Source organism: Streptomyces sp. NPDC013187 (genome assembly GCF_042899705.1).
GTDB lineage: Bacteria > Actinomycetota > Actinomycetes > Streptomycetales > Streptomycetaceae > Streptomyces > Streptomyces hawaiiensis_A.
Window position 1 is genome coordinate 69,870 of the sequence record NZ_JBIBAF010000022.1, and the last position, 22,470, is coordinate 92,339.

The window sequence follows — 22,470 nt, forward strand, 5'->3', positions numbered from 1 at the left end:
CGTCGGGACGTCCGTCGGCGGTACGTCCGCAGGTGGTACGTCCCTCGTCGGTACATCCCCTTATCCGTACGCCCCTCGTCTGAACGGAGCTGTGATGCAGGACGTCTCCACCCTGGTGGCCCAGGCCAGGGAAGGCCGGCCGCGGGCCGTGGCCCGGCTGATCTCCCTGGTGGAGGGGGCGTCCCCGCAGTTGCGGGAGGTCATGGCGGCGCTCGCGCCGCTGACGGGTGGGGCGTACGTGGTGGGGCTGACCGGGTCGCCCGGGGTCGGCAAGTCGACGTCGACCTCGGCGCTGGTCTCCGCGTACCGCAAGCAGGACAAGCGGGTCGGCGTGCTCGCCGTCGACCCGTCCTCCCCGTTCTCGGGCGGTGCGCTGCTCGGGGACCGGGTGCGGATGTCGGACCACGCGTCCGACCCGGGTGTGTACATCCGGTCGATGGCGACGCGCGGGCATCTGGGCGGGCTGGCCTGGGCGGCCCCGCAGGCGATCCGGGTGCTGGACGCCGCCGGCTGCGACGTGATCCTGGTCGAGACGGTGGGGGTCGGGCAGTCCGAGGTGGAGATCGCCTCGCAGGCGGACACGTCCGTCGTGCTGCTCGCGCCCGGGATGGGCGACGGGATCCAGGCGGCCAAGGCCGGGATCCTGGAGATCGGCGACGTGTACGTCGTGAACAAGGCGGACCGGGACGGGGCGGATGCGACGGCACGCGAGCTGAACCACATGCTGGGGCTGGGGGAGTCCCGGGGGCCGGGAGACTGGCGGCCTCCGATCGTGAAGACGGTCGCCGCGCGGGGTGAGGGCGTCGACGAGGTCGTCGAGGCGCTGGAGAAGCACCGGGCCTGGATGGAGGAGCGGGGCGTGCTCGCGGAGCGGCGTCTGTCCCGGGCGTCGCGGGAGGTCGAGACGATCGCGGTGACGGCGCTGCGGGAGCGGATCGGGGACCTGCACGGGGACCGGCGCCTCGGGGCGCTGGCGGAGCGGATCATCGCGGGTGAGCTGGATCCTTACCGGGCGGCTGACGAGCTGGTCGCGGGGTTGACGGAGGGCTGAGGCCCTGGCGTTCGCTCGCCGGGGTGGGGACACGCGTTCGTCTGGCGTCTGGCGCCTGTCGGCGTCGGCACCGCCGCGGCCCTGGCGCCGGGCGTGGGCTGTCGCTGTCGGCTGCCCGTCGCCGGGTGGCTCAGGGCCGCGTCGGGGGGGCTTTGCGTGTCTTCGTCGATCGCTGAGTTGGGCGGGTGCCTGCGGCGGCCTGTGGCTGCTTCGGTGGGAGTGCGCGTTGCGCCTGTTCGCCGTGTGGGGGTCGGGGCCGCGCCGGGGGGTGTCCGTCCTCGGAACGGCGCGATGGACCTTCTTACCGACTGACCGGCGTCGACGCGCCAACCGCTGCGGGCGGACACCCCCCGACACGTCCCCTTCTCGCCGTACGCGGGTGCGGGAGCGGCGTGGCTTGCGCAGCGGGCGTACGGGTGCGGCGCGTCTTGCCCAGCGCCGCATGCGTGCGGGTGCCAGCTTGTCCTGCGTGCGCGCGGCGGCTGCCCCAGCTCGCCCGCTCCGCCCGGCTGCGTCCCGCCCCCGCTGCGGGCATGCGTGCCGCCAGGGGCGGCACGGGTGGGCGCAGCGGCACCCCGTTCCCCTGGGCTGCGGACCCACCCTGCCTCTGCACCGACGCAGCGGCACCCCGCGGCGCACGGTCGCGGACCCACCCGGCCCCGGCGTCCGTGTGGATGCCGGGGCCGTGAAGAGGGGAGCCGCTGATCAGTCCTGGTCGTCAGCGTCGTCGTCCTGCGCGTCGGCGCGGTCCGCCGTGACCTTGCCCGAGGTGAGGTCGATCTTCCAGTCCTGCTCGGCTCCGCCGGACTTGCGGGTCTCGGCCTCCCAGGACTTGTTCTTGCCGTCCTCGTCGAGGTCGACCGACGTCACGACGCCCTTGCCGGCGGCAGCCTTCGCGGCCTCCTCGGCGGTCACCGACGAGCCCTTCAGAGCCGCCCGCACCTGCGCCGTGTCGTCCTCGTCGTCGGTCTGCGAGCCCAGGACCTTGCCGTTGGCCGGGTCGACGCTCACGCTGTGCCAGGTGTTGTCGCCCGACAGGACGTCGACGTTCCAGACCACCTTGCCGCTGTCGTCCTCGTCGTCCAGCTCGGCGGAGACGACCGTGCCCGACGTGTGCTTCAGCGCGGAGGCGATGGCCTCGGACGCCGTGACGTCCGCGGAGGCGGCCCGGGCTGCGTCGTCGTCCCGGTCGTCGCGATCGTCCTGCGTGTCCTTCGACAGCTGGGTGCCTGCCGCCTGCCGCGCCGAGCCCTGGTCGTCTCCCGTGGTCGCGAGGGCCGTGGCCGTCCCGCCTCCGATCAGGGCGGCGGCGGTCACGGCGGCGATCACGATGTTGCGCTTCATGCGGATTCCTCCCGAGTCATTTCGTTTTCGACGTCTTCGACTCTGGCTGACGGAGGCTGAGAGGAACCTGAAGCCCCCTGAAGGGATCTTCAGCTTGCTTTTGCCACTCTTTACGCATGCGCCTGTTGATCGTGGAGGACGAGAAGCGGCTGGCCCTGTCGCTCGCCAGGGGCCTGACGGCCGAGGGGTACGCCGTGGACGTCGTCCACGACGGCCGGGAAGGGCTGTACCAGGCCTCGGAGGGCACGTACGACCTGGTCATCCTCGACATCATGCTGCCCGGCCTCAACGGCTACCGGGTCTGCGCCGCCCTGCGCGCCGCCGGGCACGACGTGCCGATCCTGATGCTGACCGCCAAGGACGGCGAGTACGACGAGGCCGAGGGGCTCGACACGGGTGCGGACGACTACCTGACCAAGCCGTTCTCGTACGTCGTGCTGGTCGCGCGGGTCAAGGCGCTGCTGCGGCGGCGTGGGCAGGGGGCCGGGGCCTCGCCCGTGCATGTGCACGGTGATCTGAAGGTGGACACGGCGGCCCGGCGGGTGTTCCTGGGTGACGACGAGATCGCCCTCACCGCCAAGGAGTTCTCGGTGCTGGAGCAGCTCGTGCTGCGGGCCGGCGAGGTGGTGTCCAAGTCCGAGATCCTGGAGCACGTCTGGGACTTCGCGTACGAGGGTGATCCGAACATCGTCGAGGTCTACGTCAGCACGCTGCGGCGGAAACTGCGGGCCGGGCTGATCCGGACCGTGCGCGGGGCCGGCTACCGGCTGGAGACGTCACCGTGAGGCGGTTGTTCGGGTCCGTCCGCGCGCGGGCCACGCTGGGAGCGACCCTCGTGGTCGCGGTGGCGCTCGTCGCCGCCGGGGCCGCCGTGCTGCTGTCCCTGCGGTCCAACCTGATCGGCGAGGCCGGTACGCAGGCGGAGCGCTCCGCGCGGGCGGTCGCCTCCGAGCTCGCCGCCGGAACGCCGTACGACAAGCTCTCCGGGCTCGACGGTGACGACGGGCCGGTGCAGGTCCTGGACGAGCACCGGCGGCTGGTCGCGGCCAGTGAGGATCTGGAGAAGATCAGCGGGACCGACAGCGGGCAGGTGAAGCCGCAGCCGGCGGTGAAGCCGACGGCTGATGACGATGACGACTCCGACGACGCGGGCGAGCCCCTCGAAGCCGGTGAGATCTCCGGGGAGAGCGTCTTCAGCAACGGGTCCGCGACGATCGACGGCGAAGCGGAGGACTACCGCTTCGCCGCCGTCGAGGTGGAGACCCACGACCGGGGGCACCTCAAGGTCTACGCCGGTTCCCCGCTGGCCGCCGAACACGGGGCCGTGCGGACCGCGCTGACGGTGATGCTGATCGGTTTCCCGCTGCTGCTCGGCGTCGTCGCGGCCGTGACCTGGCTGGTCACCCGGCGTGCCCTGCGGCCCGTGGAGGGGATCCGGCGCGAGATGGCCGCGATCACCCAGTCGGAGGATCTCGCACGGCGCGTTCCGGAGCCGGACACGCACGACGAGATCGCCCGGCTCGCCAGCACCACCAACGAGACGCTCGCGGCGCTGGAGACGTCCGTGGAGCGGCAGCGGCGGTTCGTCGCCGACGCCTCCCACGAGCTGCGCAGTCCGATCGCCTCGCTGCGGACGCAACTGGAGGTGGCCGCCGCGCACCCCGAGCTGCTGGACCTCGACGGGGCCGTGGAGGACACCGTGCGGCTGCAGCGGCTGGCGGCCGATCTGCTGCTGCTCGCCCGGCTGGACGCGGGGGAGCGGCCCAGCGAAGCGAAGGTCGACCTCGCCGGACTCGCCGGGGAGCAGGCCGAGGGCCGGACGGGTGTCACCGTGGACGCGGAGCCGGTGGAGGTGGCCGGATCGCGGGGGCAGCTGGGGCGGGTGCTCGCCAATCTGCTCGACAACGCCCAGCGGCACGCCCGGTCGGCCGTCACCGTGACCGTGCGGCAGGAGGGGGACCGGGCCGTGGTCGGGGTGGCGGACGACGGCGACGGGGTGCCCGAGGACGACCGGGAGCGGATCTTCGAACGGTTCGTCCGGCTGGACGCCGCCCGCAGCCGCGACGACGGCGGAGCCGGATTGGGGCTCGCCATCGCCCGGGACGTCGCCGTCCGGCACGGCGGCACGCTCACGGCCGGGCGGGGACCCGCAGGCGGAGCCCTGTTCGAACTCCGCCTGCCGCTCGTCTAGAGGGGGCTGCGGTTACGGGCGCCCGCGCTGGCCGCGCAGGTGCTCCGCGATGGGCTTGAGGCCCTTGTCGAGCTCGGTCAGGGTCTCGGGGGACAGCAGGTCGATGAAGTGCCTGCGCACGGACGCCACATGGTGGGGCGCGACCTTCTGCATCGTCGCCATGCCGTGGTCGGTGAGGACCGCGTAGAGGCCCCGGCGGTCCGACTCGCAGTTCTCCCGCCGGACCAGGTTCGCGTTCTCCATGCGCGTGATCTGGTGCGAGAGGCGGCTCTTGGACTGGAGGGTGGCGGAGGCGAGGTCGCTCATCCGCATCCTCTGGTCCGGGGACTCGGAGAGATTCACCAGGATCTCGTAGTCGTTCATTGTCAGGCCGAACGGCTGCAGGTCCTTCTCGAGCTGGTACGTCAACAGCCTGTTGACCTCCAGGTGGGTGCGCCAGGCGCACTGCTCCGCATCGGTCAGCCAGCGGGTGGCCGTCTCGGTCTCCATGAATGAAGTCTACCTAAAAAGTTGAAAGGCGAACTAGTGAGGGGTTTCGTGTGACAGCGCACACCTGCCGAACACGGGTGCGTAGGCGTTCGATGTCACACTCCGCAGACTACCGCTCACAGCCCGAAGCGACGCTGGAGGTCGCCCAGCTGTCCGGGAAGACGCGGTACGCCCGACTGCCCCGCCTGGGGGCTGTGCGCCCCGCCGCCGGGCACGCCGGCCTGGTGCGGAACGGCCCCGGTGGCCTGCTCGGCCATCAGGGTCTCGGACGACTGGAGCAGCACCGTCCCGGCGCCGACGAACTCGAACTGGTGCTCCTCGCCGGAGGCGCCTCCGAGGCCCGTCAGCGCACGTAGACCGCCCATGACGCCGGTCATGTACCCGTGGTCGTAGTGGTGGCACGGAGAGGGGCAGTCGGCCCAGCCGACCAGGGCCTGGGGGTCGACCCGGATCGGGGGTTCCATGAACACCACCGGTCCGTTCGACGCGGCCACGAACTTTCCGGTTCCGATGAGGGTCAGAAAACCCGGCACGATTGATTGCTTCAGTGCCAGAGTTGGCTGAAAAGCGAGCAGGTTGCCCGAGCGAATGGTCAGATTGCCGTCCTCGAGGTCGTACGAATTGACGTCGAATGCCCGGTCGGCGAGGAGCATCTTGCCCGAGCCCTCCGCCACGACCCAGTCGCTCGCGTGCAGTGGCGAATGGAACGAGGTGCGCACGAGACGGTCCAGCCGGCCGTGTCCGACGCCGTTGAAGTCGATCGAGCCGTAGTAGGCGATCATCTTCCCCTTCTGCAGGAACCACTGGCTCCCCTTGAGCTCCACGCAGAAGGTGTAGGCATTGACGTTGTCGTCCGGGGGCAGCGTCGCCGGGTCGAAGACCACGGGGCCGGCGCCCGGGGTTCCGTACGTACTCACAGCTTCTCCTCCGACGCCTGGACGTACACCGCACCGCTGCCGCTGAGCTCCAGCTGGAAGGCCTCGCCCGAGCCGCGGCCCACCATGTCCCGCCAGCCCAGCGCCGTGGACAGCTTGTTGCGGACGTCGCCGTGGTGGGCGACGTAGGCCTGCGGGTCCACATGGACCGGCCGCCGGGGGCTGATCGGGATCTCGATGACTCCGCCGTGGGCCATGACCGCGACGGCCCCGTGCCCCTTCAGCGTGGTGGTGAACAGCCCCTGGCCGCTGACCTGGCCGCGCACCATGCCCATGACGCCGCCCTGCGAGCCCAGGAACATCGTGCCCTGCTGGAGCGTGCCCTCGAAGGCCAGGAGGCGGTCCGCCTCCACGCAGAGCGTGTCGCCGGTGAGGCGGATCACCTGGACGTGGTGCCCGCCGTGCCCGAAGAGGACCGTGCCGCTGCCCTCGACGGACATCAGTGGGGTGTCCTCGTTCGCCACCCGGCGGCCGATCATCGACATGATCCCGCCCTGACCGCCCGCCGTGTTGGGCGTGAACGACACCTCGCCCTTGTACGCGAGCATCGCCCCACGCTGACTGAACAGCCGCTGCCCCGGCGCGACCGTCGCCTCGACCATCTTTCCGTTGATCTCCCGGAAGGCCATGTCAGACGTCCCCCGCGATCGTGTTCCGCTCGCTCGGCTGCACGTACACCAGCCCGTCCCCCTCGAACCGCATCTGGAACGCCTCGCCGCCGCCCTCCCCGAGCAGCGTGCGGAACGTCACACCGGACTGGAAGGACTGCCGCAGATTCCCCTGGTGCGCCACGTACGCCCCCGGGTCGACGGTCAGCGGGTACTGCGCGCTCACCCGCAGCACCACGGCCGGGCCGTCCGACATGATCGCCGCCTGGCCGTGGCCCTCGACGGTCGTCGTGAACAGTCCGTTGCCCTGCGAGGCGCCGCGCAGACCGGTGAACTCCGTGCCCGTGCGCAGCCCGCCGTCGGTCGCGAGCAGGTTGCTCGACTCGACGTAGAGCTTGTCGCCCTGGACGCTGACCAGGTTTATCTCGGATGCGCGGTCCGCGAACCAGCAGGTCCCGTGCCCCTTCACCTCCATCAACGTCATCTGCTCACCGGTCAGCCGCCGGGTCACCATTCCCCGGATCCCCTCGCCGCCGCCACTGAGCTTCTTGAAGGCCATCTCCCCGTCGTACGCGACCATCGAGCCGTTCTTCGCCTTGACGGCGTCTCCGGTCATGTCGACGGCGAGCACCTTGCTGCTCTGAAGTCGGAACATCGCCACGAAAGGGAAAGGTAGCCGCAGGCCGGGCCCCGCGGACAGGGCCCGTGGGTGGAGAACGACCCTGACGGCACCCGTAGGGGGTCGGGGAGACGGACCCCCGGCCGGTGGGCCCGCAGCGGTTTGCCACAATGGGCGGGACGCTTGTGCGCGCGTTCACAAACCGTCGGACCCGTGCCAGCCGTATCGATCGACCAGACCGCCGCGAAACTCCCACCGAAGGTGACCCGTGGACCTCAAGACCGCCACCGCCATCCGCCGCCTCCGCCTGGTCTCGGCCCCCGAGGCGATCTCCTTCCTCCTCCTGCTGGTCTGCTCGGTGCTGAAGCGGACCACGGACTTCAACGCCGTGCCGGTGATGGGCATGGTGCACGGGGTGCTGTTCGTCCTGTACGTGATCTTCTGGGCCGACGCGTGGAACCGGGCGAAGTGGTCGCTGAAGACCGCCGCGCTGTACTTCGTCCTCTCGGTGCTGCCCGCCGGCGGGTTCTTCGCCGAGCGCAGGCTGCGGCGTGAGGCCGAGGACGCCGTCATCGCGACGCGGGCCCGCAAGGAAGGCGTGGTGGGCGCGTGATCGTCGCCTTCTCCGTGACGCCGCTCGGGGTCGGCGAGGACGTGGGGGAGTACGTCGCCGACGCCGTACGGGTGGTGCGCGAGTCCGGACTGCCTAACCGCACCGACGCGATGTTCACGTCCGTCGAAGGGGAGTGGGACGAGGTCATGGACGTCGTCCGGCGCGCGGTCGCCGCGGTCGAGCGCCGCGCGCCCCGGGTCTCCCTGGTCCTCAAGGCGGACATCCGCCCCGGCGTGACGGACGGCCTCACGTCCAAGGTGGAGACAGTGGAGCGGCACCTCGCCGAGTAGCCGTTCCGCGCGAGCTGTTTCGAGAACCCCGGCCCGTGCGGGCCGGGGTTCTCGTCGTCGACGGCGGCCCGCGTACCGGCGTCGGTGCCCGCGGCCCGAAGGGCGAGACAGTGCTGACCACCATGTGACCGGCCGGTAAGGTCGGCTTCGTGCCGAAGCCGCTCAGTCTCTCCTTCGATCCGATCGCGCGTGCCGACGAACGCTGGAAGCAGCGCTGGGGGAACGTGCCGTCCATGGCCGCGATCACCTCGATCATGCGTGCCCAGCAGATCCTCCTCGCCGAGGTCGACGCGGTGGTCAGGCCGTACGGGCTGACGTTCGCGCGCTACGAGGCGTTGGTGCTGCTCACCTTCTCGAAGTCCGGCGAGCTGCCGATGTCCAAGATCGGCGAACGGCTCATGGTGCATCCCACCTCCGTGACGAACACCGTGGACCGGCTGGTGAAGTCGGGTCTGGTCGCCAAGCGGCCCAACCCGAACGACGGCCGGGGCACCCTCGCCAGCATCACCGACAAGGGCCGCGAGGTCGTCGAGGCGGCCACCCGCGACCTGATGGCGATGGACTTCGGGCTCGGGGTGTACGACGCCGAGGAATGCGCGGAGATCTTCGCGATGCTGCGGCCGCTGCGCGTCTCGGCGGGCGACTTCGAGGAGGAGTGACCCGGGGCAAGATCTCCCGGAACGGGTCGTTACGCTCGACGGCATGAAGAAGAGCGTGCTGACCCGCTACCGCGTGATGGCCTACGTCACCGGCGTACTGCTGGTCCTGCTGACCATCGGCGTCATCGCCAAGTACCTGCTGAAGATGGACGGCGCCGATGACTTCACGCGCGTCGTCGGCATCGCGCACGGCTGGCTGTACGTCCTGTACCTGATCTTCGCCTTCGACCTGGGCTCCAAGGCGAAGTGGCCGGTCGGCAAGCAGCTGTGGGTGCTGCTCGCCGGGACCGTTCCGACCGCCGCGTTCTTCGTGGAGCGCCGGATCAGCCACGAGCTGGAGGCCCGGATCGCCGAGGACGCGCCGACGCCCGCCAAGGCATAGCCCCGCGCGGGCGCCATCACCAGCACCGCCGCACGCACGCGTGCGGCGGTCGTTCTCACCCGTTCGCCAGGTCACTCCCGTCAGCCATCGACATTTACTAGGACGTCCAAGTAAATTCGAGGGTATGGACGCTGACGCCATCGACGAGGGCCGCATCCGCTGGCAGGCCCGGTACGACGCCGCGCGCAAGCGCGAGGCCGACTTCACCACGCTCTCCGGCGACCCCGTGGAGCCGGTGTACGGGCCCCGGCCCGGTGACACCTACGACGGCTTCGACCGGATCGGCTGGCCGGGTGAGTACCCCTTCACCCGTGGCCTGTACGCGACCGGCTACCGGGGGCGGACGTGGACCATCCGGCAGTTCGCCGGGTTCGGCAACGCCGAGCAGACCAACGAGCGCTACAAGATGATCCTCCGCAACGGCGGGGGCGGGCTCTCGGTCGCCTTCGACATGCCGACGCTCATGGGCCGTGACTCCGACGACCCGCGCTCGCTGGGCGAGGTCGGGCACTGCGGGGTCGCCATCGACTCGGCGGCCGACATGGAGGTCCTGTTCAAGGACATCCCGCTCGGTGACGTCACGACGTCGATGACCATCAGCGGTCCGGCCGTCCCCGTCTTCTGCATGTACCTGGTCGCCGCCGAGCGGCAGGGCGTCGACCCGTCCGTCCTCAACGGCACGCTCCAGACGGACATCTTCAAGGAGTACATCGCCCAGAAGGAGTGGCTCTTCCAGCCCGAGCCGCATCTGCGGCTCATCGGCGACCTCATGGAGTACTGCGCGGCCGGCATCCCCGCCTACAAGCCGCTGTCCGTCTCCGGCTACCACATCCGCGAGGCCGGCTCGACGGCCGCGCAGGAGCTGGCGTACACCCTGGCGGACGGCTTCGGGTACGTCGAACTGGGCCTGTCGCGCGGGCTGGACGTGGACGTCTTCGCCCCTGGCCTGTCCTTCTTCTTCGACGCGCACGTCGACTTCTTCGAGGAGATCGCCAAGTTCCGCGCGGCGCGCCGCATCTGGGCCCGCTGGATGCGCGACGTCTACGGCGCCAAGTCCGAGAAGGCGCAGTGGCTGCGGTTCCACACGCAGACCGCGGGCGTCTCCCTCACCGCGCAGCAGCCGTACAACAACGTCGTACGGACGGCCGTGGAGGCCCTGGCGGCCGTGCTCGGCGGCACGAACTCGCTGCACACCAACGCGCTCGACGAGACCCTGGCCCTGCCGAGCGAGCAGGCCGCGGAGATCGCGCTGCGCACGCAGCAGGTGCTGATGGAGGAGACCGGGGTCGCCAACGTGGCCGACCCGCTGGGCGGTTCCTGGTACGTCGAGCAGTTGACCGACCGCATCGAGGCGGACGCGGAGAAGATCTTCGACCAGATCAAGGAGCGCGGTCTGCGGGCGCACCCCGACGGGCGGCACCCGATCGGCCCGATCACCTCCGGGATCCTGCGCGGGATCGAGGACGGCTGGTTCACCGGGGAGATCGCCGAGTCGGCGTTCCGGTACCAGCAGGCGCTGGAGAAGGGCGACAAGAGGGTCGTCGGCGTGAACTGTCACGACGGGTCGGTGACCGGGGACCTGGAGATCCTGCGGGTCAGCCACGAGGTGGAGCGCGAGCAGGTCCGCGCGCTCGGCGGGCGCAAGACGGCCCGCGACGACGCCGCGGTGCGTACGGCGCTCGACGCCATGCTGGCCGCCGCCCGCAGCGGGGCCAACATGATCGAGCCGATGCTGGACGCGGTACGGGCGGAGGCCACGCTCGGGGAGATCTGCGGAGTGCTGCGGGACGAGTGGGGGGTGTACACCGAGCCCGCGGGGTTCTGATCTAGCTGTTCAGCCCGTGCAGCAGCACCCTGGTGAAGCTGCGGACCCACTCCTCGTCCGCCGGTTCCGCGCTCACCAGGGTGCGGTGGACCACCGCACCCGCCACCATGTCGAAGATCAGGTCCACCGTGCGGTCGGCCGCGGCGGGGTCCGGCTCCGGGGGGAGTTCGCCCCGGGCCTGGGCCCGTGCGCGGCCCTCCAGGACCAGGCGCTTCTGACGGTCGACGACCGAGGCCCGGATGCGTTCGCGCAGCGCCTCGTCGCGGGTTGCTTCCGCCACCACCGCCATCAGGCCGCTCTTCGCCTCCGGAAGGGCCAGGATCGTGGCGAACTGCAGGACCACACCCTCGATGTCGGCGGCCAGGGAGCCGCGGTCGGGGAGTTCCAGCTCGTCGAAGAGTTCCGCAACCGCGTCGACGACCAGTTCGTTCTTGCCCGCCCAGCGGCGGTAGAGCGTGGTTTTCGCAACCCCGGCGCGCGTCGCGACGTCTCCCAGGGTGAGTTTGGACCAGCCCAGTTCCACGAGCGCCTCGCGCGTCGCGGCCAGGATCGCGGCGTCCGCCGTGGCACTGCGCGGACGCCCGGTGCGGCTGGCTGGGCTGCGGCTCTGCATCTCCCGACCATAAACCGGCGGTTCCCGCGGGGCGCCGTGAGGGAGATCACCGGGGCGTGGTGTCCGGGCGGTGCGGTGTGGCATTACGCTACGACTCGTAGCGAAAGCCCGTGAGGGACGTACACGGGCCTCGATACATCCGGCGTGGGGTGGGGACCCGGCGCCGAAAGGCACGGACCGGCCTTGCTTTCACACCGTTTTTCACACACGCGCGCAGTACGGGGGAGGATAGGCGCATGCAGCCACGGAACATGTCCATGAGCGGAGTCGTCGACCTCGCCGCGGTGAAGGCGGCCCAGGAGGCCAAGGCGAAGGCGGAGCAGGCGCGCGCGCAAGCAGCCCGGGAGGGCGGGACGGGGGCGATCTCCCCGGCCGATCTGGTGATCGACGTCGATGAGGCGGGGTTCGAGAGGGACGTCCTGCAGCGTTCCGCCGAGGTCCCCGTCGTCATCGACTTCTGGGCCGAGTGGTGCGAGCCCTGCAAGCAGCTCAGCCCGGTCCTGGAGCGGCTGGCCGTCGAGTACAACGGCCGCTTCCTGCTCGCCAAGGTCGACGTCGACGCCAACCAGATGCTGATGCAGCAGTTCGGCATCCAGGGAATCCCCGCGGTGTTCGCGGTCGTCGCGGGGCAGGCGCTGCCGCTCTTCCAGGGAGCGGCGGGCGAGGCCCAGATCCGGCAGACCCTCGACCAGCTGGTGCAGGTCGGCGAGCAGCGCTTCGGCCTGACCGGTCTCACCGTCGACCCCGAGGCCGTGCCGGGCGGGGCCCCGGCGGCTCCCGAGCGGCCGGCCGGCCCGCACGACGGGCTTCTCGAGGCCGCGGTGCAGGCGCTGGACTCGGGCGATCTGTCCGGTGCCGTCCAGGCGTACAAAAACGTGCTGAACGAGGACCCGGGCAACGAGGAGGCCAAACTGGGCCTCGCGCAGGCCGAGTTGCTCCAGCGGGTGCAGGGCGTCGACCCGCAGCAGGTGCGCCGGGACGCGGCCGACAAGCCCGCCGATGTGCAGGCGCAGATCGCCGCCGCCGATCTGGATCTGGTGGGCGGCCATGTCGATGACGCGTTCGGCCGGCTCATCGAGACCGTGCAGCGCACGGTGGGTGACGACCGGGACACCGTGCGGATGCGGCTGCTGGAGCTGTTCGAGGTCGTCGGACCGGACGATCCCCGCGTGATCGCGGCCCGCAGGGCCTTGGCGCGCGCCCTGTTCTGACCAGTCGTTAAACGCGCGGGCGTGTGGTGCCCGCGTGAAAAGTTTGCCCACAGAGGGTCACTGCGGCCGCGCTTTACCAAAACTTGGTAATCGCGGCCGCTGTTACTAGGAGTAAGCCGCGGGCGTTGATCTGTCGGATTCTGTCCATCGATCAACAGCTTTGTAACGCCGTACGGCGCCACCCTGAGTCGTCGCCCGAGACCGATGGGTCGTTGTTCGGTTATCCGGCCGTTACTAGCGAGTAACGATCCCCCTTGTGCGGGCGGCGAGAATGCACCACGATCGGCCACGCTCGGTCCATTCCCGTACCCCGGCAGCCGGTTGGGTCGCGGGACAATCTGGGTCCCCACCGAGCAGAGCCGGCGGCAGTGGCGCCGGCTCTTGGACAGGGGGGTCTTCGCCCTTTCGGTGAAGCCTGTCCAGCAGGGTTGTGCGTGATGCGTGTCAGGCGCGACCAGTGGTTGTCGCTCGGGGGTGATCGCCGGTGATTCGGGCGCAGTTGCGCCGCCGAGTGCAGGCGCTCTCCTTCCCGAGGACGTAGCACTTCTCCCATCCCTGCCCGGCTGAGCGCCAATCGGGGCGAGCCAGGACAGGAGATGTACGTCCGAGAAGGAGGAAATATGGAGTCCCAGGTGCGTGGCGGGACCAGATGGAAGCGGTTCGCTGTGGTCATGGTGCCCAGCGTCGCCGCCACGGCTGCGATAGGTGTCGCCCTCGCTCAGGGTGCTCTCGCCGCGTCGTTCAGTGTGTCGGGGCAGTCGTTCAAGGTCACGGCGAAGGAGCTCAACGGTACGGGCTTCTCCCAGTACGGGGCCGTCGACCCGGGGACTACGCTCTCCGGCGAGAAGACCGCTCACGCGGTGGCGGTCTCGGCGTTCGAATCGGCCTACATCCAGAAGATGTGCCAGTCCGTTGTCACTCCGAGCGTGCCGTTCGTCGGGGACATCACTCTGAGGCTGGAGGCAGGTGACAGCAGCGACCAGAAGAAGCAGGTCTATGCCAAGAACCTGTACATCGACGTCGAGGATCTCCAGGCGGATGCCGAGTTCCGTAACATCGACATCGGTGTAGCGGCCGGTGACATGAAGAACGGCCCCGGCCCCGGCATGAAGGGTGGCGAGGAAAAGGCCAACTCGAACGGCTTCGGCCAGCAGGCGCAGTCGGCGACGCTGCGGGACGTGAAGCAGACGGCGTGGGCGACCACTGCCGGAACCTTCAAACTGAGCGGTCTGCACATGTCGCTGCACAAGGGCAAGGGTGCCGGCGTCGAGTGCTACTGAGCACTCCGTGGCGGGCGGGGGGCCGATGGCGCCCCGCCCGTCCGGCCTCCGGCCGCCTCTTCACCCCCACCCCTCATCGCCGTACCACCCTCACCACAGCAACGCCGCACCAGGGAGCTGTTTTCCATGAGCGCCGAGATCTCTGCCGCGCCCGGTCAGTTCACCCGCCGGAGGCTGCAGTTCCGCGCCTGGCGGGGCACAAGGCCGTTCTGGGCCGGCCTGTTCATCATGATCGGCGGCTTTCCGATCATGTACTTCCCGTACGCGAACCTCCAGATCGGCCACCTGACCCTGGCGATGGCCACCACCGCGGGCGCCGGCTCCCTGATCATCGGTGTGCTGCTCGTTGTGCTGGGCATCAGCCTCTGGTTCCAGAAGCACATCCGGACCTTCGCGGGTGCCGCGGCAATTCTGTTGGGCCTGGTGTCCATTCCGGTGTCCAACTTCGGCGGCTTCGTCGTCGGTTTCCTGTTCACCCTCGTCGGCGGCGCGATGGCGGTGGCGTGGGCGCCCGGCGAGGACGCCGACGCACAGCCGGTGCAGAGGGACGCGGCGGGTGGGGAGAGCGCACCCGCGGGTGCCGCGGACCCCGACACCACGGTCCTCAGGCCCGTGGCGGGCGAGCCGAACGATCTGTCAGGAACGAGCCCGGCGAACGGGGCGAACGGGAGGCACAGTGCCGGCTGACGAGGTGACCCACGGGGCTGATGTGGGAGCGTCCCGTGTGAGAACCGGGCCGCGTCACGCGGCACCCAAGAAGCCGCTCTTCACCCGGTTCCACATGCCTGCCGGCAAGGCGATAGCCATGGCGGCGATGCCGACTGCGGTCCTCATGGGGATGGGCTTCACGTCGACGCTCGCGATAGCCGACAGCAGAACTCCGGCGACGCCGTCGGCGAAGAACCTGACGGCAGACGAGTACAAGGACTGCGTGGCAGCCCTGGAGGACTCCGAGAAGGGTTCCAAGGGCGACGGCTCGGCCTCGCCCACCCCGTCTCCGTCGGCGAGCGATGGCAAGACCGACGAGAAGGACGACGAGGGCGACACCGCCCAGACGCCGTCCCCCTCGGGCGGCACGGACGCGGACAAGGGCGGTTCCTCTTCGCCGGATTCAGGTTCCGACGACAAGGCCGAGCCTGAGCCGACCCCGTCCCCGAGCAAGACCGCCACGGGGGACGACTCGACGGCCACCCCGTCCCCCTCGCCGTCCGAGAGCGGCGGCAACGTGCTGGAGGACATCGGCGAGGCCATCGGAGGCATCTTCAACGGTGGGAACAAGGACGGCGCGAGCCCGAGCCCGAGCCCGACCCCTTCCGTCTCGGCGTCCGAGAGCACCGAGAAGCCGGCGGAGGACGCCTCCGGCACCGTGAAGGACCCGGCCCAGAAGGCCACCGGCACGGTCGAGGACACGGTCAACGACACCACCGACAAGGCGTCCAAGACGATCGAGGACACCACCAAGACCGTCGAGGACGCCACCAAGGCGGCCGAGAAGGCGGCGGAGAAAGCCACCGCTTCTCCCAGCCCGTCCGCGAGCGCCTCCACGGACCCCGAGAACTGTCCGACCGCCACGGACGCCGAGGGCGGGGTCGACAACGAGTTCCTCGTGCCCGACGAACCCTGGCGCCTGGAGGCCAGCTCGCTGAAGCTGCACGGCGCCGACTACCAGGGCATCGTCGAGGTGAAGACGGCAAGTGGTGCCACCAAGAAGGTCCTGAAGTTCGTCATCTCCAAGGGCACCGAGATCGGGGACCTGCACCAACTTGTCAAGGACAAGCAGTCCGGCAAGACCCACCACGTCCAGGCGGCCAAGGGATCGACGTCCACGATCACTGACGGCAAGACGGTGATGTACACGGAGAAGATCTCGGGCAACCTGCTCGGGCTGGTCCCGCTCACGTTCGACCCCGAGCACCCGCCGCCCCTGAATCTCCCGGAGATCTATTTCACCAACGTGAAGGTCACCCAGGCGGGTCAGTTCGGCGGCACGCTGACGGTGCCGGGGCTGCATCAGTACGTCACGGACTGACGTACCCGACGGACTCGAGGGCGCCCCCTGGATCGCAGGGGGCGCCCTCGCTGCTGTACGGGACAGATGGGGGATGATCGAGGCATGACCATCGTGGACGTGCTGACGGGGTTCGCCGAGTCCGGCGGAATCGGCGTTCTCAAACCGGGGGCGTCGCTCGCTGACGTCTCCGAGCGGCTGGGACCGCCTCAGGACGGGGAGTACTTCCCGGGCCGGCGGAGGAAGAGGGGCGAGCCGCGCAACGTGCGCTACGGCGACGTACGTCTCGAGGTCTGCTGCGACGTCCTCCAGACAGTGGCACTGAGCACCGGGGCCGGGCCCGTCGACCTTCCGAGCGGCGCGCCGGGTGAGACGGAGGAACTGCCGTCGGCCGTGACCGCCACGCAGCTTCGCGATGCGTTCTCCTCGAGGGGAATACAGGCCGAGGAGGGGCTCTGGCCCGAGCCTGCCGACCAGATCACCCTCGTGGTGCGCCGTTCCCCCGCGGACGTGCACTTCACCTTTCGCCGGACCGCCCCGGGCGAGTCCGGGGACAGCGGCACGGTCCTGCACAGCGCGATCGCCCGAGGCACCCATCACGTCTGCCACTGAGGCGAAGGCGGGGGCCGGCCCGCATCGCGGACCGGCCCCCTTCAGCTCTGCGCAGGTGCCTACCCGACGCCCTTCTGGCGGCTGATCTCCTTCAACGCGTCGATCAGGAACTTCAGTTTCGGCGCGAAGTTGGTCTTGCAGCCCCACCTCAGCGGCTTGGGCTTCTGACCAGTCTCCAGCTTCTCGTTGTACCTCTGGTTCGCGGCATCCTGGTTGAAGATGCGCATCGCGTCCGTCGACTTGGCGATCAGATCCTCACGGAGCCGGTCGTCGTCGATGAGCGTCTGGACGACCGCACGGATCTCGTCGTTGGTGGCCGGTCCCGCCTTGACGTCGATCGGGTAGCCCATGATGCCGCCCTTGACGTCGGTGGTCTGCAACCCCACCTCGCGGCCGTTCTTCAGGTTGACGTGCGCACCCCGCTTGGTGCACCAGTCCCCGTCGATCGGCGAGACGTGGTCGATCCCGCAGAACCGCTTCTTGCCCCCGGCCGCCTTGGCGGCGGCGAGACTCTTGGCCTTGGAAACCCCGGCCGCGCCGCTGAACAGGTCCGCGGCGTCCAGCACGCACTCGCCGAGCTGGCCCTTGCGGTACTTCTCGATGATGTCCTTCAGCCGGGCGAGGGTCTTCTTGCCCCACGCGGCCTTCTCGAAGAACTCGGAGATACCGCTGGCGACCCGGACGATCGCCTTGCCGACGGCAGGGAGTTTGCCCACGACCAGCGCGAGGGACGCCACGTCGACGAAGGACCACAGGCAGCTTTCGATGTCGTCCTCACCGAAGCAGCGCTTGACGTTGTTGACGCCCAGCACCTCCAGCAGGATCTCGCCGCCGTTGGCCTTCACCCAGTCGATCACGCTCAACGAGACGGCCGCCTGAGCCGCACGGAAGTCGTCGACGCACTGCTGGCCGCACTGGGCCCGCAGGATGGCCTCGTCATCGGCGCTCAGGGCCGGTCCCGGATTCCCTCCGGACACACCGGTGTCGCCCGCCTCCATGGCTTCACGGCGCTGCTGTTCGAGCCGCTTGCGCTCCTCCTGTTCCGCGCGATCGGCAGCCTGGTCGGCCTCCTTCGCGGCACCGTCGGCGTTCTTGGCCGCCGTCTCGGCCGCCGTGGCGTCCTGCTCCGCCTTGGTGGCGGTGCCGCGGGCACTCGCAGCGTCCTTCTCCGCCGCGGTGGCGGCCGAGCGGGCACTGCTGGCGTCCTTCTCCGCCTCGCCGGCCTCACGGTCCGCCGCGGCGGCTTCGGACTCCGCCTCGTTCGCGGCCATCCCGGCGTAGACGGCGTCCGTACCGGCCTGCTGGTCGTACTTCTGGGCGTTGGCGTCGGCCTTCTTCGCCGCTTCCGCGGCGGTGGCGGCCTCGGCCGCGGAGGCGCGCGCGGCGGCCACCGACGCCGCGGCCTGTGCCGCGTCGTCGGCTGCCGCGGCGGCGGCCTGGGCGGCCAGCTTGGCGTCGCCCTTCGCCTTCTCCGCCAGGGCCTTGGCCTCCTTGGCCGCCCTGGCGGCCTCATCGGCCTTGGCCTTGGCGGCGGCGGCCTGGCGTTCCGCGATCGGCTTGGACGTCTGTCCCACGAGGATCGCGAACGCGGCCGAGACGTCGGTCTCCTTGTAGGGGGTGCCCATGGCGATGGCCTGGTTGGCAGGCTTGATCACCTCGGCGGCCGAGTCGCGGGCGGCGGTGGCCGCCTCACCCGCCGCGAAGGCGTGACCGGCCGTGGTGGCGGCCCAGGTGGCCGTCTTGGCGGCCTCGGCCTTCGCGGCCGTGGCCTCCTGGCGTGCCGTGACCGCCGCAGCGGCGGCCTTCTTGCCCTCGGCCTCGGCGTCGTCGGCGTTCTTCTTGGCCGCGGCTGCGGCGTCGATCGCCTCGGCCGCGGCGGCGTGCGCCGTGGCGGCCGCGGCGCGTGTGGTCTCGTACGCGGACCACGCGTTGTCGGCAGCGGCGCGGGAACGGGACGCTGCGGCGCCGGCGCGCGTGGCGGCCGCCCGAGCCTTCACTGCGGCCTCGCTCGCATCGTCGGCCGCGGCCCGGGCGTCGCGTGCCTCTTCAGTCGCCTCGGTGGCGGCGGAGCGGGCTTCTGTCGCGGCCTCACGGGCCTCACCCGCGGCCGCCGAACCCTTGGCAGCTTCGGCGGCGGCCTCCAGGGCGGCCGCCCTGGACTTGGCGGAGTCGCGCTTCCGTTCGGCCGAGACGGCCAGATCGCGGGCCAAGTACGCCTGCGCTTCGGCCTCCTCGGCCTCCTGACGCTTGGCGGCGGCGGTGCCGCCCGCCGTTTCCGCGGCGCCGCGTGCCCGGCCAGCGGCATCTCGATCCGCCTGCGCTCGCTGCTCGGCATCCTTCGCCTTGGCCCGTTCGGCCGCCGCGTTGGCCCGCTCTCGCTTGGCGGTGTCGCGTTCCTTCTCGGCCTTGGCCCGTTCGGCCGCCGCCGTCGCGGCCCCCTGTTTGGCCGTTTTCTCGGCCGCCTCCGCCGTCGCTTGGGCGTTCTTCGCCTTCGTGGCGTTGGCGGCGGCCTCCTTGGCCAGCGCGTCCGCGGACACCCTGGCCGCCTTCGCCTGCGCCGCCGCCTCCTGCGCGGCGATTCGCCGGAACTCGGTGTTGACGGCGTGCGCCTGGGTCTTGGAGAGGGCGAACAGTGCCTTGCTGTCGGCCACTGTCGCCTTGGCGGCGTTCACCGCGGTCTGGGTGGCCTTCGCCGCTGCCTGGGCCGCTGCGTACGAGGCCTTGGCGACCTGTACCGACTGCTGAGCGTAGAGCAGTCCCCGGCCGCGGGGGGTCTTGGCTGCGTCAGCGATGGCGTACGCGTCGTTCTGCGCCGTTGTGGCCTGTCCGGAGGCCGTCTTGGCGGTCGCCACGGCCTTGTTGGCCAGCGTCAGCTGGTCCGCAGCCCGCTTCTGTGCGTTGGCCAGGTCCGTCCTGGCCTGGGTGAACACTGCCGCTTTGGGCCGGAGGATGTCGTCCTTGGGCTGGCCCGCCCAATACTTCTGCCACAGCAGGATCTGCTCGGCCAGCCACGCCTGCCCAATGGACTCGATCATCGCTTCGGTGGCCTTGCGGGCCTCGGCCGACGCGGTCGCCTCGGCGCCCACAATGGTGGTCCGCGGCCTGGCCTGAGCGGCATACTCCTGCTCCCACTCCTGATGAGCGGTCACGACCACCGGGGTGAGGTGCCGCCGGGCGTCGGCGGGGTTGAAGCTGTCGCAGCCGCCCCAGGCGACCTTGAGGGCCTCGACCTCCATGCGGTACTCGGCGGAGCCCTCCTCCAGCGGCTTGTTGACCAAGCCGCCGTGGCGCAGGAAGGAGGCGACGTCACTGCCGGTGGTCATGTTGTAGGGGCCGCGAACGTCGGTTTCCCCGAACATCGAGCCGATCGCGAAGTCGTTCCAGTCGTCTTGGCCCTTGATGTCTTCGGCAATCTTCTTCGCCTGGTCCACCGAGGCCTTGGTGGGCACACTGCGACCGTCCTGCCCCAGCTTGCCGTACAGGTCCCGCTGCGGACCGAGGGTGAAGGCGACGACTTCTTTGTCGAACTCGGGAGCGTGGTATTCCGTGCCCGAGCTCCAGCCCGTCTTCGCGTAGATCTCGTTGGCCGCCTCCCAGCGCTGCTTGCGCTTGTTGGAGAGGTTCAGGTAGTCGATGACACTGTCGTTGTCCTTGGAGCGGGCGTCGCCGAGTGCTCCGAGGCCCACCTGGTGCCCTTCCAGGGCCGCGGTGAGTTCGGCGTCGGTTCCGTTGAGGGCCTTTGCCGCCGCGGCCTTGAGCGCGGGTCCGCCGATGTGCAGTGCCATACCGGCTACACACCGGTCCATCCGGGCGCTCACTCCGAGACTGATCCGGAAGCTGCCGGCGTCCGGGTCCTCGGCCGGCGGATCGTCGGCCCGGGCCGGTGCCGCGTACACCAATCCCGTCATTACGGCGGATGCCGCCACCAGGGCGGTGCCGGCTAACCCCCTTGAGCGCAGGGCTCTTCGCATGTCGTCGCCTGTCTGCTGGATGAATGGTCGACCCAGGAGGAGGGCAGGCGGACATGGCTGCGAGGCAGTCCTGGTCGGACTGCCGGCAGGTCACTTTCGTCAGGAGTCGTCCAAGTTGGACAGATGCACTCGCGCGCTGGTCAGGCACGCTTCCCCCGCACCCTCTCCCCAAGGGCTTCACAAGAGTTGCACAGGAAACGAAAGAGCGGTAGAGGGATTCTCAGTGGCAAAGGCCACGTAAGAGACGAGGGCGCCCCCTGGGATCCAGGGGGCGCCCTCGGTGCCGTTCAGGGGCCTTCACGGCCCTCTCCGGGTCAGGACTTGGCTTCGCCCAGGTGGTGGACGCGGACCATGTTGGTGGTGCCGGGGACGCCGGGGGGCGAACCGGCGGTGATGACCACGATGTCGCCGTCGTTGAAGCGGTTGAGCTTGACTAGCTCCTGCTCCACCAGGTCGACCATCTCGTCGGTGCTGTTCACGAACGGCACGACGTACGGCTCCACGCCCCAGCTCAGCGCCATCTGGTTGCGGGTGCCCTCGTCGGTGGTGAAGGCGATGATCGGCTGGACCGCGCGGTAGCGCGAGAGCCGGCGGGCGGTGTCGCCGGACTGGGTGAACGCCACCAGACCCCGGCCGCCGAGGAAGTCGGCGATCTCACACGCGGCCCGGGCCACCGAACCGCCCTGCGTGCGCGGCTTCTTGCCCGGAACCAGCGGCTGCAGGCCCTTGGACATCAGCTCCTGCTCGGCCGCGGCGACGATCTTCGACATCGTCTTGACCGTCTCGATCGGGTACGCGCCGACCGAAGACTCCGCCGACAGCATGACGGCATCCGCGCCGTCCAGGATCGCGTTGGCCACGTCGGAGGCCTCGGCGCGGGTCGGACGGGAGTTGGTGATCATCGACTCCATCATCTGGGTCGCCACGATCACCGGCTTGGCGTTGCGCCGGCACAGCTCGATCAGGCGCTTCTGCACCATGGGGACCTTCTCGAGCGGGTACTCGACGGCGAGGTCACCGCGGGCGACCATCACACCGTCGAACGCCATCACGACGTCCTCCATGTTCTGCACCGCCTGCGGCTTCTCCACCTTGGCGATGACCGGGACGCGGCGGCCCTCCTCGTCCATGACGCGGTGCACGTCCTGGACGTCCTTGGCGTCGCGGACGAAGGACAGCGCGACCAGGTCGCAGCCCATGCGCAGCGCGAAACGGAGGTCCTCGATGTCCTTCTCGGACAGCGCGGGCACGTTGACGGCCGCGCCGGGCAGGTTGATGCCCTTGTGGTCGGAGATGACGCCGCCCTCGATGACGATCGTCTTCACCCGGGGGCCCTCGACCGCGGTGACCTTCAGCTCGACGTTGCCGTCGTTGATGAGGACCTGGTCGCCCTTGGTGACATCGCCGGGCAGACCCTTGTAGGTCGTCCCGCAGATCGTCTTGTCGCCCGGGACGTCCTCGGTGGTGATGGTGAACTCGTCACCGCGCACCAGCTCCACGGGACCCTCGGCGAAGGTCTCGAGACGGATCTTCGGGCCCTGCAGGTCGGCGAGGACACCGATGGCCCGGCCGGTCTCCTTGGCGGCGGCACGGACCCGGTCGTACCGGCCCTGGTGCTCGGTGTGCGAGCCGTGGCTGAAGTTGAAGCGGGCCACGTTCATGCCGGCTTCGATCAACGCGACAAGCTGATCGTGGGAGTCGACCGCGGGGCCGAGAGTACAGACGATTTTCGAACGGCGCATGGGGGCGATCCTATCGGTTTGTTTCCC

General features: G+C 70.0%; 21 protein-coding genes. 13 read left to right on the forward strand and 8 right to left on the reverse strand.

Annotated features, from left to right (window positions below):
• Positions 1-94 precede the first annotated feature (94 nt).
• Positions 95-1,051 carry a methylmalonyl Co-A mutase-associated GTPase MeaB gene (gene meaB / locus ACFY5B_RS35510; protein ID WP_185013201.1) on the forward strand — a complete coding sequence of 319 codons (957 nt, stop codon included), beginning with the start codon at positions 95-97 and terminating at the stop codon, positions 1,049-1,051.
• Positions 1,052-1,756: 705 nt separating this feature from the next.
• Here the strand turns inward: meaB and ACFY5B_RS35515 are convergent.
• Positions 1,757-2,395, reverse strand: coding sequence for a PepSY domain-containing protein (locus ACFY5B_RS35515; RefSeq protein WP_389978009.1), 639 nt, complete (start codon positions 2,393-2,395; stop codon positions 1,757-1,759).
• 116 nt (positions 2,396-2,511) lie between these two features.
• Here ACFY5B_RS35515 and ACFY5B_RS35520 point away from each other — a divergent pair, with 116 nt between their 5' ends.
• Complete coding sequence (locus tag ACFY5B_RS35520) at positions 2,512-3,180, forward strand: response regulator transcription factor (RefSeq protein ID WP_389978012.1); 669 nt, start codon at positions 2,512-2,514, stop codon at positions 3,178-3,180.
• Positions 3,177-4,586 (forward strand): ATP-binding protein, encoded by a 1,410-nt coding sequence (locus ACFY5B_RS35525; RefSeq protein WP_389978015.1) that lies wholly within the window; start codon positions 3,177-3,179, stop codon positions 4,584-4,586. Before ACFY5B_RS35520 ends, ACFY5B_RS35525 begins: the two co-directional genes overlap by 4 nt.
• Positions 4,587-4,598: 12 nt before the next feature.
• Here ACFY5B_RS35525 and ACFY5B_RS35530 read toward each other — a convergent pair whose 3' ends face one another.
• The 4 genes from ACFY5B_RS35530 to ACFY5B_RS35545 all read right to left on the reverse strand — a co-directional run bounded on the left by ACFY5B_RS35530 (position 4,599) and on the right by ACFY5B_RS35545 (position 7,273).
• Entirely contained in the window at positions 4,599-5,075 is a 477-nt protein-coding gene (locus ACFY5B_RS35530) for a MarR family transcriptional regulator (RefSeq protein WP_344458825.1), read from the reverse strand.
• Positions 5,076-5,191: 116 nt separating this feature from the next.
• Positions 5,192-5,992, reverse strand: coding sequence for an AIM24 family protein (locus ACFY5B_RS35535; RefSeq protein WP_389978019.1), 801 nt, complete (start codon positions 5,990-5,992; stop codon positions 5,192-5,194).
• Positions 5,989-6,639 (reverse strand): AIM24 family protein, encoded by a 651-nt coding sequence (locus tag ACFY5B_RS35540; RefSeq protein ID WP_389978022.1) that lies wholly within the window; start codon positions 6,637-6,639, stop codon positions 5,989-5,991. The genes ACFY5B_RS35535 and ACFY5B_RS35540 overlap by 4 nt, the downstream gene beginning before the upstream one ends.
• 1 nt (position 6,640) lies before the next feature.
• Positions 6,641-7,273, reverse strand: a complete 633-nt coding sequence (locus ACFY5B_RS35545) for an AIM24 family protein (protein WP_389978134.1) — start codon at positions 7,271-7,273, stop codon at positions 6,641-6,643.
• A gap of 232 nt (positions 7,274-7,505) precedes the next feature.
• Between ACFY5B_RS35545 and ACFY5B_RS35550 the strand changes: the two genes are divergently transcribed.
• The 5 genes from ACFY5B_RS35550 (at position 7,506) to ACFY5B_RS35570 (ending at position 11,006) form a co-directional block, all read left to right on the forward strand.
• Entirely contained in the window at positions 7,506-7,850 is a 345-nt protein-coding gene (locus ACFY5B_RS35550; RefSeq protein WP_344458828.1) for a DUF3817 domain-containing protein, read from the forward strand.
• Positions 7,847-8,140, forward strand: coding sequence for an MTH1187 family thiamine-binding protein (locus ACFY5B_RS35555; RefSeq protein ID WP_030854324.1), 294 nt, complete (start codon positions 7,847-7,849; stop codon positions 8,138-8,140). The genes ACFY5B_RS35550 and ACFY5B_RS35555 overlap by 4 nt, the downstream gene beginning before the upstream one ends.
• A gap of 149 nt (positions 8,141-8,289) precedes the next feature.
• Positions 8,290-8,799, forward strand: coding sequence for a MarR family transcriptional regulator (locus ACFY5B_RS35560; RefSeq protein WP_344458829.1), 510 nt, complete (start codon positions 8,290-8,292; stop codon positions 8,797-8,799).
• 43 nt (positions 8,800-8,842) lie between these two features.
• Positions 8,843-9,181 (forward strand): DUF3817 domain-containing protein, encoded by a 339-nt coding sequence (locus ACFY5B_RS35565; RefSeq protein WP_344458830.1) that lies wholly within the window; start codon positions 8,843-8,845, stop codon positions 9,179-9,181.
• A gap of 124 nt (positions 9,182-9,305) precedes the next feature.
• Positions 9,306-11,006, forward strand: coding sequence for a methylmalonyl-CoA mutase (locus ACFY5B_RS35570; protein WP_389978028.1), 1,701 nt, complete (start codon positions 9,306-9,308; stop codon positions 11,004-11,006).
• 1 nt (position 11,007) lies between these two features.
• Here ACFY5B_RS35570 and ACFY5B_RS35575 read toward each other — a convergent pair whose 3' ends face one another.
• On the reverse strand, positions 11,008-11,619 hold the full coding sequence (locus ACFY5B_RS35575; RefSeq protein ID WP_389978031.1) for a TetR/AcrR family transcriptional regulator: 612 nt from the start codon (positions 11,617-11,619) through the stop codon (positions 11,008-11,010).
• 236 nt (positions 11,620-11,855) lie between these two features.
• On the opposite strand from ACFY5B_RS35575, the gene ACFY5B_RS35580 reads away from it, so the two are divergent.
• From ACFY5B_RS35580 to ACFY5B_RS35600, 5 genes are all read left to right on the forward strand, one after another.
• A complete protein-coding gene (locus ACFY5B_RS35580; RefSeq protein WP_389978034.1) occupies positions 11,856-12,830 on the forward strand; it encodes a tetratricopeptide repeat protein in 975 nt (324 codons plus the stop codon).
• A 620-nt stretch (positions 12,831-13,450) separates the two neighbouring features.
• The gene (locus ACFY5B_RS35585; RefSeq protein WP_389978137.1) at positions 13,451-14,110 is read left to right on the forward strand and encodes a DUF6230 family protein; all 660 of its coding nucleotides are present in this window, start codon (positions 13,451-13,453) and stop codon (positions 14,108-14,110) included.
• A 126-nt stretch (positions 14,111-14,236) separates the two neighbouring features.
• A complete protein-coding gene (locus ACFY5B_RS35590) occupies positions 14,237-14,797 on the forward strand; it encodes a DUF6114 domain-containing protein (RefSeq protein WP_389978037.1) in 561 nt (186 codons plus the stop codon).
• Entirely contained in the window at positions 14,787-16,139 is a 1,353-nt protein-coding gene (locus tag ACFY5B_RS35595; protein ID WP_389978040.1) for a hypothetical protein, read from the forward strand. Before ACFY5B_RS35590 ends, ACFY5B_RS35595 begins: the two co-directional genes overlap by 11 nt.
• Before the next feature lie 84 nt (positions 16,140-16,223).
• Positions 16,224-16,730, forward strand: a complete 507-nt coding sequence (locus tag ACFY5B_RS35600) for a hypothetical protein (RefSeq protein WP_389978043.1) — start codon at positions 16,224-16,226, stop codon at positions 16,728-16,730.
• A gap of 59 nt (positions 16,731-16,789) precedes the next feature.
• Here the strand turns inward: ACFY5B_RS35600 and ACFY5B_RS35605 are convergent, their stop codons facing one another.
• Together ACFY5B_RS35605 and pyk are read right to left on the reverse strand one after the other, a co-directional pair.
• Positions 16,790-20,638: a hypothetical protein gene (locus ACFY5B_RS35605; RefSeq protein WP_389978047.1), complete on the reverse strand. Its 3,849-nt coding sequence runs from the start codon at positions 20,636-20,638 to the stop codon at positions 16,790-16,792.
• 377 nt (positions 20,639-21,015) lie between these two features.
• Complete coding sequence (gene pyk / locus ACFY5B_RS35610) at positions 21,016-22,443, reverse strand: pyruvate kinase (protein WP_389978050.1); 1,428 nt, start codon at positions 22,441-22,443, stop codon at positions 21,016-21,018.
• Between the last annotated feature and the right edge of the window lie 27 nt (positions 22,444-22,470).